Source organism: Burkholderia sp. MSMB1589WGS, from assembly GCF_001636105.1.
GTDB classification, from domain to species: domain Bacteria; phylum Pseudomonadota; class Gammaproteobacteria; order Burkholderiales; family Burkholderiaceae; genus Burkholderia; species Burkholderia humptydooensis.
On record NZ_LNJT01000008.1, the window covers coordinates 762,563 to 775,518 of the forward strand.

Annotated in this window: 12 protein-coding genes and 1 pseudogene; 8 read left to right on the forward strand and 5 right to left on the reverse strand. The window is 60.7% G+C overall.

The genetic code is table 11. The annotated features are described in order from the left end of the window. Positions 1–6: 6 nt before the first annotated feature. The 7 genes from WT16_RS34525 (at position 7) to WT16_RS21190 (ending at position 6,749) form a co-directional block, all read left to right on the forward strand. Positions 7–1,944 carry a hypothetical protein gene (locus tag WT16_RS34525; RefSeq protein WP_006029531.1) on the forward strand — a complete coding sequence of 646 codons (1,938 nt, stop codon included), beginning with the start codon at positions 7–9 and terminating at the stop codon, positions 1,942–1,944. Between the two features lie 74 nt (positions 1,945–2,018). Further along, positions 2,019–2,978, forward strand: a complete 960-nt coding sequence (locus tag WT16_RS21165) for a T6SS immunity protein Tli4 family protein (protein ID WP_082874950.1) — start codon at positions 2,019–2,021, stop codon at positions 2,976–2,978. Positions 2,979–2,989: 11 nt separating this feature from the next. Further along, on the forward strand, positions 2,990–3,277 hold the full coding sequence (locus WT16_RS32200; protein ID WP_009916304.1) for a PAAR domain-containing protein: 288 nt from the start codon (positions 2,990–2,992) through the stop codon (positions 3,275–3,277). A gap of 690 nt (positions 3,278–3,967) precedes the next feature. Next, entirely contained in the window at positions 3,968–5,593 is a 1,626-nt protein-coding gene (locus WT16_RS21175) for a hypothetical protein (RefSeq protein WP_063534144.1), read from the forward strand. A 34-nt stretch (positions 5,594–5,627) separates the two neighbouring features. Continuing rightward, entirely contained in the window at positions 5,628–5,981 is a 354-nt protein-coding gene (locus WT16_RS21180) for a hypothetical protein (protein ID WP_231892096.1), read from the forward strand. Positions 5,982–6,069: 88 nt separating this feature from the next. Further along, positions 6,070–6,342, forward strand: coding sequence for a transposase family protein (locus WT16_RS21185; protein ID WP_063534145.1), 273 nt, complete (start codon positions 6,070–6,072; stop codon positions 6,340–6,342). 134 nt (positions 6,343–6,476) lie between these two features. Next, the gene (locus tag WT16_RS21190; protein WP_063534146.1) at positions 6,477–6,749 is read left to right on the forward strand and encodes a transposase; all 273 of its coding nucleotides are present in this window, start codon (positions 6,477–6,479) and stop codon (positions 6,747–6,749) included. A gap of 30 nt (positions 6,750–6,779) precedes the next feature. Here WT16_RS21190 and WT16_RS21195 read toward each other — a convergent pair whose 3' ends face one another. From WT16_RS21195 to WT16_RS21210, 4 genes are all read right to left on the reverse strand, one after another. After that, positions 6,780–8,333, reverse strand: coding sequence for an IS66 family transposase (locus tag WT16_RS21195; RefSeq protein ID WP_063534147.1), 1,554 nt, complete (start codon positions 8,331–8,333; stop codon positions 6,780–6,782). Between the two features lie 142 nt (positions 8,334–8,475). Then, the gene (ltrA, locus tag WT16_RS21200; RefSeq protein ID WP_348982157.1) at positions 8,476–9,954 is read right to left on the reverse strand and encodes a group II intron reverse transcriptase/maturase; all 1,479 of its coding nucleotides are present in this window, start codon (positions 9,952–9,954) and stop codon (positions 8,476–8,478) included. A gap of 332 nt (positions 9,955–10,286) precedes the next feature. Continuing rightward, positions 10,287–10,619, reverse strand: coding sequence for an IS66 family insertion sequence element accessory protein TnpB (gene tnpB / locus WT16_RS21205; RefSeq protein WP_045554722.1), 333 nt, complete (start codon positions 10,617–10,619; stop codon positions 10,287–10,289). Then, the gene (locus WT16_RS21210) at positions 10,616–11,059 is read right to left on the reverse strand and encodes a transposase (protein ID WP_231892097.1); all 444 of its coding nucleotides are present in this window, start codon (positions 11,057–11,059) and stop codon (positions 10,616–10,618) included. Before WT16_RS21210 ends, tnpB begins: the two co-directional genes overlap by 4 nt. Positions 11,060–11,096: 37 nt before the next feature. On the opposite strand from WT16_RS21210, the pseudogene WT16_RS21215 reads away from it, so the two are divergent. Next, a pseudogene (locus WT16_RS21215) lies at positions 11,097–11,668 on the forward strand (transposase); the annotation flags it as partial. A 368-nt stretch (positions 11,669–12,036) separates the two neighbouring features. On the opposite strand, the gene WT16_RS32210 reads toward WT16_RS21215, so the two are convergent. Continuing rightward, on the reverse strand, positions 12,037–12,948 hold the full coding sequence (locus WT16_RS32210) for a LysR family transcriptional regulator (RefSeq protein ID WP_009916037.1): 912 nt from the start codon (positions 12,946–12,948) through the stop codon (positions 12,037–12,039). Positions 12,949–12,956 lie beyond the last annotated feature (8 nt).

Consider the following 12,956-nt stretch of genomic DNA (forward strand, 5'->3'; position numbering starts at 1 on the left):
ACGACGATGACCGATAACACGAATCAAACCGGCGGCGGTTCGCCGTTCGACGATGGCGCCGAGCAAGAGGTCGTGCAGCAGATCGGGCGCACGGACAAGGACGGCGCGTCGGTCGGCCACTTCACGTTGACGCCGGCGAGCGACACGCGGCGCAAGGAACTGCTGTGCGACGTTCGGCCGATCATTCCGGTGATCTTCCTGCCGGGCGTGATGGGCTCGCCGCTGGTGAACACGGAAACCGGCGACGAGATGTTCTTTGCGCCGAACACGGACGGCTGGCTGGGGGACGCGGGCGCATTGCCGACGTTGCTCGGCATGTGGTTCAAAGGCGCGTCCACGCGAGAGACGCAGTTTGATCCGACCGTGGCCGCGGTGACCCCGTTCGGCCCGATCCGTGCCGGCAAGCTCCAAAAGGATGACACGGAAAACCAGTATGTCGATGAAGCAGAGGCGCGTCGACGCGGCTGGGGCTCGGTGTACCGCTCGAGCTATCAGCCGGTGCTGGCGTGGCTGGAAGAGCAGTTGAACGATGTGAAGCACCTGAACGAGGTGCAGGGGCAATGGGTCAAGCCCGACCCCGACGGCAAGAAGTGGACGCTCAAGCCCCTGCTGGATACCGAGCCGGCCGACTATGGGGCGACCGATGCCGGCGCGCAAGGCCGGGGGCAGAAGCTCACGGAAAAATCCGAGGCTTTCCAACACTTCCTGAAATACCGGTACCGGGTGTATGCGATCGGCTACAACTGGCTGCAATCGAACGAGAAGTCGGCCCGGGACGTGATCGAGGGCATGGATTTCAAGGACAAGAAATCCGGCAAGTCGATGCGGCTGATGGGGATCAAGGAGATCATCGCGGAGAACGACAGCGGCAAGGCGATCATCCTGACCCACTCGATGGGCGGCTTGGTCGCACGCATGGCGATCGCGATGCACGGTGGAGCGGACCTGATGCACGGCGTGTTCCACAACGTGCTGCCGGCAACCGGCGCGCCGATCGCGGCGAAGCGATTCCGCACCGGTGGCGGCAGCGAAGGCGGGCTGAACGGCTTCATCAATGGCGCGCTGCTCGGGAGCAACGCGGACGAGTTCGTGGCGGTGGCCGCGAACGCGCCGGGCGCGCTCGAACTGTTGCCGATGCCGGATTATCACAACGGTGAACCGTGGTGGATCTTTGCGCGGCTCAACGGTGAACCGGTGATGAAGTTGCCGAAAGAAGGCAACGTTTACAAAGAGATTTATGCCAATTCGAAATGGTACGGTTTGGTCCCAGAACAATCGTCTTCGCTGCTCGATCCGGCGGGAATCGTCAAGAAGCGTCTCGACGCCCTACCAATAAAGACGAGTGTATCTGAGAATTTCAGCAATGTTATGGGTGATGTGGTGGATAACCAGAAGAAAATAATAAATACCTACCACGATAAAACATATGTTACCTATGGGGACGGCGCTTTAAAACCTAAGAGCTCGACCACATCGAGCGAAAGCCACGGCAAACGCACGATCGAACAAGGCAAGAATCTCGACGACCTGTTGGCATGGGGCACGGTAATCTGGAAAGGCATCGTGCCGCCGGACGTGACGGAGGAAGAACTGCGTGCGGCGCGGTTCATGCACGATTCGCATAGAGGCACGGTGCGCGTGCACCTGGACTCGCGCAACGTCACCATCGAATTCGAGGTGCAGAAGGTGACGAAGTTGCCATCGGACAGCGACGTGCCCGATCCCGAGAAGAATGGCATCGTGGCGGGAGACGGAACGGTGCCGGTCTGGTCCGCGGAAGCCCCCGCGCGCGGCGCGAATGGTGGAGCGGCCCCAGGCGTTCAAATGGTGTTTGACCAAGGAGGCTATGTGCATCAGGAAAGCTACAACCATCCGTGGGCGCGCTGGGCGTTGCTCTACAGCATCGTGCAAATCGCACAGGATGCGCCGGAGCCGAAATGCTGACACGTCTTGGCCGACTTCTGTTTCTAGTAGCGGGCGTGTGCGCCTGTTCGATAACGTTTTCTGTGGAACCGACGATGACGAATCCCTTGTTGACCAAGCCGCGCCCATGGTGCATCGGCCGCTTTGTATTCGAGCGACCCACGGCGAGCGAGATCACGAACCAGCGATACGCGTATTGGGGGGAGAAGCTGGAGACACAGCACAACGTATCGTCTGCAACGTATCAGGCCAAGGTTGACGGCCTCGAAAGGGAATTGAAAACAAAGAAACGCACTGATCCGGGTAGTAGAGATAATAAAACGTATAATCCGTGGTTAGAAAAAGTATTGTCACCAAAGACTGACTCCAGAGTTTTTGCTTATAAGAAATTTTATACTGAAGGGGTCGCTTTACCGTTTCAGACGGAAGGTTACATTTACGAAAACAAAACCTTGTTCCATATGACTGGGTCATTTGGCTCAGGGGGTCTGGATAAGTTTGAGCCTGTTTACACCGATCTCTATCGTCGCATCAAGGCACGCGATAACTGGTCCGTGCCGACGGAGTCGGGATTCTGCTTCGACGGCGGCATTGCCACAGGCTCGTCGACTTATCCCGAAGAAGTGAGCCAGTCGTTCGCGCTGATGCCGGGACGGCCGGCGCTGCTGGTGATCCAGATGCGGGATACAGTTGACGTCGACCAGAAAGAGCCGCTGACCAAGACACTGCCCGCCCTGCGCGCGCAGATGGACCGCGTGTCGAGCGGCAGCTACCGCATTCTGCGGCAAGGCAAACGCACGGTGGCCGGGATGGACGCCGAGGAAGTGCTGTTCGCGCTGAAGGAGGGCGAGATCACGTCGTACCGCTTCTACCTGCTCGCGCCGGGTGATCCGAGCACGTTGGCGAAGCCGCATACGGCCATCCAGTTGCTGCTCGGTGCGAGCAGTCCCGATTTGAAGCCTGAAGAAGCGACTTCTCCGGTCGACGAGGCCGGCGCTCTGCAAACGTGGGACACGCTGCTGAACAGCCTCCGGCTGCGACCGGGTGCCGTCTGAGCGGAGTTGACATGCGACGCTACGACATCGTGAAGGGTGACACAACGACCGTCGGCGGCATCGTGCAAGGAGGCGATGGCGCCGATCTGATCGGCGGCCGAGAGCAAGCCTACGAGCACGATCCGGTGTGGTGCCCCGTCTGCAAGACAGTGGGTACGATCGGCTGCACCGGCCCGCGGATCTCCACTACCGGACCGGATGGGCGAGAGGCGGCGCTGAGCGATGATCTCTGCCTATGCGCGTGTCCGACGCCGCCGAAACTGGTGGCGTCGCAATCCGTGTCATATATCGAGGTCTGAACAGGGATCCCATGCACTTGCACCGTATTGTGTTCCTGGTCCTGCTCACATCCTTTGCATTTCTTTCCGGATGTGCGGCATTGCACATCTGCGGACCATTCGATAGTTACGAGGAAGGCACTGGAACGTACATTGACTGGCAGGCTGATACTTTGTCAGCCTATCATTTGGGGGTAGAGCAGGCACGGGATCAGTGCAGGGATGAGCTGATAGAGCAATGTGTCGCCAAGTATGTTGAACTGTGCCGGAATCGCTCGGACGAGCGTTTCAGGAACATGAGCAAAGCGGATGCTGATCACGCTTGCGCACGTGTCGATCCGTTTATTCAAGAGCCCGGCATGACGTGCGAACGATTTCAGGAACGCGCCGACGCTGCCGGAATATGGAGGTCCGTCAAATTGCCTTGGGAAGACGCGTGCGGGAGTTGCGCCTACGAGCCCAACGCGCAACATCGCGATCCGTTCATCCCACGTGCTGACGATCGCATGTTCGACGCGTGTATGGTCGACAAGGAATTCAAGCTGGTTACCAAAACAAGCCGGGGGACATGCGAGCCCCGTGGGATTTTGAACGGAGTCTTGTAACAGAGCACTGCGTGGGCGAGGATGCGACGCTACGACAGCGTGAAGGGCAACCAACTATCGATGTCTGAATCGAATTCTAGCCAATACCCCTGATCCGAGCATCGCAATGACGACTCCCCATCTCCTGGAACCCGGCGGATTTACCTTGTCCGACGGACAGCTTTTCGCCGAGGGACGCGAGCTGGACGTGTTTGGCGATTCGCTCGACACGCAGGACATTTTCAGCCTCGCGATGTCGGCGTCGCTTGACCTGCACGGCAAGCCTGTTGTCTGCCAGGACCTCCTGCCAGAACTGTCAATGCGGATCGAGGCGCACCCGCTGCCCGCCGGCAGCGACCCGGCCGAGCGGACGCAGTACATCGGCCAGGCGTGGCATTCCGTGGCCGAGGTCCTGATCCAGCGGCACGGTCGTCTGGAGAGGGATGAATGCGTGACACTGACGGCCCCGGCGGGCGTGCAAGTGACACTGGCGCGCACAAGCGGACAAATCGTCCTGCCGCCACACGCGATGCGCCTCCGGGTCGAATATAGTCCTGTCATCCTCGCCCGGTTTCTCGTCGCGCGGCACGAGCTGCCGCTGATCCAGCAGTCGCATCGCACCACGGCTCCCTTCGCGAGCGTGAAACACCCGCGCTCAACCCGACTCGCGCCCAATACGCCGCCGATCGCGGAGCTGATTCGCGAGGCGCTGCTCAAAACCGAGCAGGCCGCGGATGACCGATTCGCGCGCCTGCCGATGCCGGTACGTTACCGCGCCAGTGGCGCACTCGGCGCCTGGTCCCGCGTCAGGGCGGCCGCCGGCCAATCCGGTGCCGAGTTCACGCAGCGACTGCGGGCCGATCCGATTTCGCTGATGCGATCGGATTTCGGCACCTATCTGGAATGGTGGAGCAACGGCAGCCCAACCCTGTTTAGAAGCACTGACGATCGCGCCCGCAGCCACGGCACGCTGTGCTGGCAGATGTTCGACGCATGCCAGGGCGTCTTGTTCGAGCCGACTCCGCCGCTGCACCACCTGCTCGACGATGCGTTCATTGCCGACGACGTGCCGGTTGGCACGATCGAGTTGCCGGCCGAGACGATGTGCATTATTCCCGATCCGTCGTGGTGGGGGCATCGCGGCGGACTGGACGCCATCATGCTGTTTCGCCGCGGGCCGGCGTCACACTCCGGGTACGCGACGAGCGACGTGATCAATGTGTTGTTCTGGACCGAGGTCCGGGCGGAATCCTGGCTCGAAACGGGAAACCTTGCGATCCCGCTGGATGATCCCCAACGAACCATCCGCCAGTTCCTCGATGGCATCGGTGCCGATCTGACGCAGAAGCAGGAAGTCGACACCGACACGATCGCTGCCGCGGTGCAACATTGGCAACGCTTGCTCGACTACGCGATCAAGATGCTGCTCTACCTGGCGACCGGCGAGGCCCAGGTCGTCCAGGATCGCGCTTACACGAACGCGCCGCGTGATTTCGGCGGATTGGGCAAACGAAAGCGCACCGAGCGACTCGCGCAAATCGAAATGCTGTACGACCGTCACGTGATCGGGCCGGCCGTGCTTGATGCGTCGTCCCTCCCCTCGTTACCCGCTGAAGGCGCGCATCGGGAGGTCCGAGGCCACTGGCGCCGGCCGCACTTCAAGATGCAGCCGCACGGGCCACGACGGTCGCTGCGCAAACTGGTCTTTATCGGGCCCACCCTCGTGCGGGCCGATCGCCTCAGTCTGGCATGATGGCGCGGTCGAGATTCATTCACGAGTGGACACGATGGAAAGCAGGAAACGTGCGTTGCGCCGCACCGGCCGATCGGGCCTGACGAGAGAAATGCTGTTGCCGCTACCAACAGAAAAGGTCCGGGCGCTGTCGCTCGAGAACCATCTCGCACTGGCTACCGTGCGCGGCGGCCGCGGCGACCTCGATCAGGTCAGTTGCCTGTTGCGCGTGGTGTACCTCGCCTTCTATCTGCGGGAAGCGACTTTATCCGGCGCGGATTTTAACCTGTACCGGCGCGCCGAAGCGGCGCTCAATGCATGCGTCAAGCGTGTCGACCAAGGCGAGCGGTGCCTGCTGCTTGACCACGAACTGGCGCTCGTTGAACGGATTCGGTTCTTCACGGATTAGCATGAAGGCTCGCCCAAAAGGAAAGCGGTGCCCGAAGGAATAGACTGGTTGTGCGACCAATCAGACGATTCCAACGACCACCTCTTTCATGGCCGATCATAAACTCGACCTCCTGTTCTGGGAAGGTTTTACCGTTACCGAGCTTGAGCGCACGCCTGGCGTGACGCGCATCACCTTGCTGCCGCAGGTCGGCCATCCCGCGCAATGCTCGAGTTGCGGCCAGCACAGCAAGCGCGTGCACGAACACGGCTGGCGCACGATTCGCGACTTGCCGATGCTGGGCAATGCAGTCTGGCTGCGCGTGCGTCTGCGCCGCGTGCGGTGCGACGGCTGCGGACCCCGTACCAAGCGGGTGAGTTGACTGGATCGCCACGCCCGGATCACCCGGCACCTGGCGGAATTCGTCGGGCACTGGTGCGAGAAGCTGCCGGTTGCCCATGTCTGCCAGTTGTCGGGCTGCACTGGGAAACCGTTCGGCGCATCGATACGCGGCGCTTGCAGGCGCGGCTTGAGGCGTTGCCCGAAGCGCAGCCGCGTCGGCTGGTGATGGATGAGTTTGCGCTCTACAAGGGCCATCGCTATGCCACGGTGGTGATGGATGCCGACACGCGCCGGGTGTTGTGGGTCGGCGAAGGCCGCAGCCGGGAAGCGATTCGCCCGTTCTTCGACTGGCTCGGTGTCGAGCGGTGCAAACGTATTGAAGCTGTCGCGATGGACATGAACAGTAAGCGCCTCGCGACGGCCGTTTGCAACGCGATGCCTGCGTGAGGGATGATCGGGAATCGGGCTACCGAGGTCTCACTGACAGGCAGTCAATGAGTCGGCCTGCCGAGGCAGTTTCCCGGCCACGTTCCAGGGCAGCAGTGCATCGATGCGGTTAATCGGATGGTCAGCGATATGGGTCAGGACATATTCGAGGTAGGCACGCGGGTTGATCCCGTTGAGCTTGCACGTCCCGATCAGACCATACATCGCCGCAGCCCGCTCGCCGCCGCTATCGGAGCCGGCGAACAGGAAGTTCTTGCGACCCAGACTCACGCAGCGCAGCGCGTTTTCGGCCAGGGCGTTGCTGATCTCGGCGCGGCCTTCTTCGCAGTACAGCACGAGCGCATCCCATTGGTTGAGCGAGTAGCGGATCGCTTTGGCCAGCTCGGATTTCTTCGACAGCGTGGCAAGCTTGTCCGTCATCCACGTCTTGATGATCACGAGCAGCGGCGCGCTTTTCTCCCGCCGCACGCGCAGCCGTTCAGCGGCAGGTTGGCCACGGATGTCTACCTCGATGCCGTAGAGTTCGCCGATCAATTCGAGTACCTGTCGGGTCGCGTCGGTCGGCGTGCGGTCGTGAACCTCGTAGATGTACCGTCTCGCATGGTCCCAGCATGCCGCCTCACGGATCTTGCCGCTCTCGTACAACTCGTTGAAGCCGCCATAGGCGTCGGCCTGCAGGATGCCCTCGAATCCGGCGAGATGGGTCTGGGGATGGATGCCTTTGCGGTCAGGCGAGTAGGCGAACCACACCGCAGCCAGTTCCGTCGAGACCGAACGGCTGTCATCGCGCACGTACACCCAGAGTCGCCCAGTCTTCGTCTTCTTGTTGCCCGGCGCGAGCACCGGGATCGGCGTGTCGTCCGCATGCAGCTTCGACGTTGCCATCGTGTAGCGGCGCAGCGCCTCGGTCAGCGGTTCGCAAAGCGCCTCGCACTGGCCGACCCAGCGGCCCATGCTGGCCGGGTCGAGCTTCACGCCGTCGCGCGCGGCAATCTGCGACTGCCGGTACAACGGCGTGTGGTCCGCGTACTTCGCGACGAGGATGTCGGCCAGCAGGCTCGGATGGGCGATGCTGCGCGTGATCGGCAGGCCGGGCATGGGCGGCTGCGAGAAGTGGTTGTCGCACGAACAGACCGTCTTGCGCCGAATCGTGCGAATCACCTTGAACATCGCCGCGACGCGAGCGAGCTGCTCGGACACATCTTCTCCGAGCGGTTGCATGGCGCTGCCGCACTTCGGGCAAATCGCGTCAGCGTCCAGCACGCGTGCTTCGCGTGGCAGATGCGGCGGCAACGCTTCTTTCGGCGACGCATCGCCGACAGGCGTGCCCGCGCTCGATTGGCGGGCGCGCCGCACATCGGCAACACCACGCTCGCCCGTCAGATCCTCGAGCGCGGTTTCGAGCCGCGCTATCTCCCGATCCAGTTGCTCGGACTTGCGCCCGAACTGCATGCGCTTGAGCTTGTCGATCTGCGCCTTCAACTGCTCGATCTCGAGATCGCGTTCGGCAAGCTGAGCACGGGCCTCCAGGAGCAAGGCCCGCAGCGTTTCAACATCGTCAGGAAGTTCGGCGCCGTTCGACATGCGGCGCAGTTTACGAGCCTTCCTCGCGGTTTACAACATCGACAGTGCCGCGGTACGGCGCGGCTGTCGATCGCGGTAGGGACGTCCCTTTCGGGACGCCCCCCGCACAGATCCGGACGTGCCCAATTAAGGCATCCGGCTCCTACCGTCGGTGTTTGACGAGGAAGCGTTGTTCCGGCCATGGGTGCAGGACGCGTGGCATGGGCAGGTACTTCTCAACGATCACGTTCATGCGACGCCACGTAAGCCGCCGGCGCTGGCTCCGCCTCAGAAGGCTGAGATACCAGCGAATCTTGACCAGGTGGCGAACAGCACGAACAGCCTGAAGGTTGGTCGGCACCGCAAAGTAGGCGTAATGCCCCCGCAGTACCTGAGCCAGCCACCGGCCTTGCTCGTCGATAGGACTTGACCTCATGTGCCGCAGTTCTGTCGCGATTCGCTTGACCGTCTCGGTCTTACGCTTGCGCTTCGTCTTTCTCCAGAGCTGGAAGCCTTTGCCCCCTCGCTTCTTCCCGCAAATGTGCGTGAAGCCGAGGAAGTCGAAGGTCTCGGGCTTCGAGAGCCCTTGCGCCGCGCGCCGTTCGGCAACGAAGCGCCCAAACGCGATCAATCGCGTCTTCTCTGGATGCAGACTCAGCCCAAACTTCGCCAGTCGGTCTCGCAACTCACCCAGAAATGCGTGTGCATCTGATACATACTGGAAACCAACAATGGTGTCGTCCGCGTAGCGGACAACAATCATGTCAGCGTCTGCATGACGTTTCCGCCATGCCTGAACCCACAGATCGTACACATAGTGCAAGTAAATATTCGCAAGCAGGGGTGATATCACGGCTCCCTGCGGCGTTCCCTGAGATGTATCGATCCGCGCGCCTTGCTCCAGCACGCCCGCCTTCAGCCATTTCTGGATCAGGCGGATGATTCGTCGGTCGCCAATACGGTGCTCCATAAACTTGACCAGCCATTCGTGGTTGATCGTGTCGAAGAAGCGACTGATATCGGCGTCGAGAATCCACCAGATGTTGCGCCCCTTGATTCCGTACGCGAGCGCGTCCAACGCATCATGCTGGCTGCGCCCGGGCCGGAACCCATAACTGAAACCCAGAAACTCCGCCTCGTATATCGGCGTGAGGATCATGACCGTCGCCGCCTGAACGATTTTATCCTCCATGGCGGCGATGCCGAGTGGCCGTTGTTTGCCATCTGCCTTGGGGATGTACACCCGCCGCGAAGGCAACGCCCGATACGCTCCTGCGTGGAGCCGCTGATGCAGCCGCTGGAGATTCTCTTCCAGTGCTGCCTCGTACATTCCCCACGTCATCTGGTCAACGCCCGCTGATGCGCTCTTCTTCAACGACAGGAAGCCCGCACGCAGGACGTCAACGTCAATGTGATGCAGGAGCGCTGTCAGTTTCTCCTTCCCGTTTCTGTTGACAGCTTCCCGTATGCGACTCTGCGCCTGTGACACGGCTTCCCAGCTCTGCGTCCGGACCATGCTTTGCATCATCGCATTCCCTTCGGTCCCGCTCCTTCCCTCCACCAGCTCCGCTGCGGCTGACGCCGCTTTGTTCGCCGGTTTCCCTGGTACTACGAGCGAGTCTGACTTCTCCGGACCGTGCATCATGGTCTACGGCTCCCAGCCTTCACCATGCGGCCCATCGCCCGGCTGGCGAGGGCGGTCTGGAGACCTCGCGGTTCCCGCTCAAGAGACGTACACGCATGCCAGGGTCTACCGACGACGCGGAGCCGCCCACCGCTCGCGATATCGCGGTGGGACGTATTGCCTTCTGCTGACTGGAAAGCATCAGCACTCCGATTGGGAAGTCTTTCGTCGCTCAATGGCTGGCCTACGTGCGCCCCTGTCAACGCTTCGGTGACACTCTCGCGAGTGCCCCCGCATGACTCGGGGTCGATGTGATTCGCTGGTTCTTCATCGCAAAGGACTTTCACCTTCTATCTCTTGACGGTCTCCCGTCGCACCCAGTCGATGCCTTCGAGCAACATCGACAGTTGTGCCGCCGTCAGATGAACCTTGCCACCATCAGCCTGGGGCCAGACGAAACGGCCACGCTCAAGCCGCTTCGCGAGAAGCCAGAGCCCGTCATCGCTCGCCCACAGAACCTTCACAAGATCGCCGCGACGACCGCGGAAGATGAACACGTTGCCGCCCAGCGGATTCTCCTCGAGCGCCGTCTGCACCTTCGCCGCCAGCCCCTGGAACCCGCAGCGCATGTCGGTGACGCCCACCACCAGCCAGACGCGTGTACCCGTGGGCAGCGCAATCACGATCGCAAGCTCCCCAGTACGGCCCGCAGCGTCTCGGCGTCAACGACGCCGTCGACCTTGACGACTACGCCGCCGATCCGAATCTCGATCGTCCCGGTTCGCGGCGTCGGATGGCTGACGCCGGACGCTTCTGGCGGCATGGCCACACGCGCCGGCGGCCTCTCATGAACCACCGACACGGGAATCAGCGACGTCGATTCGGCCTGCAATTGCGCGCGATAACGGCTCCGCCAAGTGAACAGCATATTGGCGTTGATGCCATTCTCCCGCGCCAGCTTCGCGACCGACACGCCGGACTCACCGGCTGCGGCCGCCAGTCGGCGCCGAAACTCCGGATCATGGTTCGGGCGTCCCTTGCGGCTACCCGGCTTGGCTTCCGATTCCGTCACAGTGATGTCCATCAAATCGAAAATGATGGACATCACTTTGAGGTCGAGCATCGGTGCCGTCTATGATGGTCGTCGCGAGGTGCTTACCATGAACACCGCGTTCGATCTGGAGGTGCAAGAGCGCTGCCCGAATGCACGGTCGTGTACGACCTGTATCACGTGGTCGCCAAATACGGCCGGGAAGTGATCGACCGGCTGCGCGTCGACGAAGCCGATCGGCTCAAGCATGATCGCCCGCAGCGGCGCGTGGTCAAGCGGGCGCGTTGGCTGTTGTTGCGCAACCGCGAGAATCTGTCGGCCGAAAGCCAGATCAAGCTGCACGAACTGCTGGAAGCCAATCAGGCCCTGATGACCGTCTACGTCCTTAAATCGGTGCTCAAGGAACTCTGGCAGTCGATGACCGCGTGGCAATGGCGTCGCGCCTGGCGGAACTGGCTGGCGCAGGCTCGCGCGAGCGGGATCGAACCGCTCCAGCGCTTTGCTAACAAACTGGCCGCTTACTGGCGCGGCATCCTCTCGCGGGTGCGCTGGCCGATGCACACCGGCCAGCTCGAAGGCATCAACAACCGCATCAAGGTCATCAAGCGTATGGCCTACGGCTACCGCGACAGCGCCTACTTCTTCCTCAAGATCAAGGCCGCCTATCCAGGTAATCCGTGAAGAACCTTTTTTTATGATGACGGCCATGCCACCGACGAGACCCTCGCTGAGCTCGCCTTTGCATCGGATCGCCTGAGGTCGCAAGAACGCAGGGGAGTTACCGATTACGACGCAGTTGAACTCGACGGAGTCGTTACGCTCACTACCTGGTCCTTGTCCTGAAGCTCGACGGTAGCCTGCTTCTCGGTCACTGGCAACGACTTGTACAGCAGAGTGACCAGAGTCTCGCGCGAAAAATCGCTCATCTGCATTTCCTTGTGTGGGCCGTGCTTCGCGCAGCATGGCTACATGCCGATTCCTGCTCGACGCTGCTTCACAACTAGCCCACGCGAGCCGCTTACGAATGCTTCGTGCATGCCAATCCACAGTTATTGGCAGAATACGCTTATATTAGACTCAATCCGCCTCAACAACTCATCCGCAGCGGCTGAGAGTACACGGCGCGATTTTACAACGATGGACGTCGATTGCTTACCCAACGCCGGATGGTCAATAGGCATCGCAACTAAAGTTCCTGCTTCGACCTCTGGCTTGATCGTAAAGGTGGAGACAAAAGCGACCCCGAGGCCCTCCAATGCAAATCGCCGAAGCACGTCAAGCGTATTCGCAACAACTAGCGGCTTGAACTTGACTGCTTCGGTATGTGCTACGCTCTCCATCAGCCCGCCCAAGCCGTAAAGCGAAGGCATTGTTGCGAACGGATATGAGACTGCGCGTGCAAAAGGAATAGGTCCTACATGCTTAGCCAACGGATGATCCGGATGAACCGCGGCGATCAGCCCGTCCCGAACACTGCGATAGACGGAGATTCCATCGGTAGGAGGGGGATTATAAACGAGGCCGATATGAGCAGCATCAGTAAGGACGTCTTCGATAATCTCCCGAGTCGCACGTTGATTCAATAAAACTCGAACATTCGGGTAGTCTCGACAATATCCCCATAAGACCTCGTTTACAAACGGAACCATCATGCTCTCGCTGGCAGAGATCGAAACAATCCCCGTCTTTAGTGAGTGGAGCAAATCAATCTGCCCCCTGAAAACCTCGAATTGAGATTCACAGCCGCGGCGATACTCCAAATACAATTCTGCTTCACGTGTCGGCACTACTCCGGAGGGCTCGCGATCAAATAGTCGAAGCTTCATTTCTCCCTCTAGCTTACGAATCTGTCGACTGACTTCTGAGACGGACATCTCAAGGCGTTCCGCAGCCTTTCTAAGCGAGCGTTCGATCATGACCGCTTCAAAACATTGAACTTGCCGTGATTTGCTAAATTCCATGACCGAAT

What these genes read in the sequence shown, in the direction of transcription:
- WT16_RS34525 (WP_006029531.1), top strand. Translation starts at nt 7, where the DNA reads ATGACCGATAACACGAATCAAACCGGCGGCGGTTCGCCGTTCGACGAT.
- WT16_RS21165 (WP_082874950.1), top strand. Translation starts at nt 2,019, where the DNA reads ATGACGAATCCCTTGTTGACCAAGCCGCGCCCATGGTGCATCGGCCGC.
- WT16_RS32200 (WP_009916304.1), top strand. Translation starts at nt 2,990, where the DNA reads ATGCGACGCTACGACATCGTGAAGGGTGACACAACGACCGTCGGCGGC.
- WT16_RS21175 (WP_063534144.1), top strand. Translation starts at nt 3,968, where the DNA reads ATGACGACTCCCCATCTCCTGGAACCCGGCGGATTTACCTTGTCCGAC.
- WT16_RS21180 (WP_231892096.1), top strand. Translation starts at nt 5,628, where the DNA reads ATGGAAAGCAGGAAACGTGCGTTGCGCCGCACCGGCCGATCGGGCCTG.
- WT16_RS21185 (WP_063534145.1), top strand. Translation starts at nt 6,070, where the DNA reads ATGGCCGATCATAAACTCGACCTCCTGTTCTGGGAAGGTTTTACCGTT.
- WT16_RS21195 (WP_063534147.1), bottom strand. Translation starts at nt 8,333, where the DNA reads ATGTCGAACGGCGCCGAACTTCCTGACGATGTTGAAACGCTGCGGGCC.
- ltrA (WP_348982157.1), bottom strand. Translation starts at nt 9,954, where the DNA reads ATGCACGGTCCGGAGAAGTCAGACTCGCTCGTAGTACCAGGGAAACCG.
- WT16_RS21210 (WP_231892097.1), bottom strand. Translation starts at nt 11,059, where the DNA reads ATGCTCGACCTCAAAGTGATGTCCATCATTTTCGATTTGATGGACATC.
- WT16_RS32210 (WP_009916037.1), bottom strand. Translation starts at nt 12,948, where the DNA reads ATGGAATTTAGCAAATCACGGCAAGTTCAATGTTTTGAAGCGGTCATG.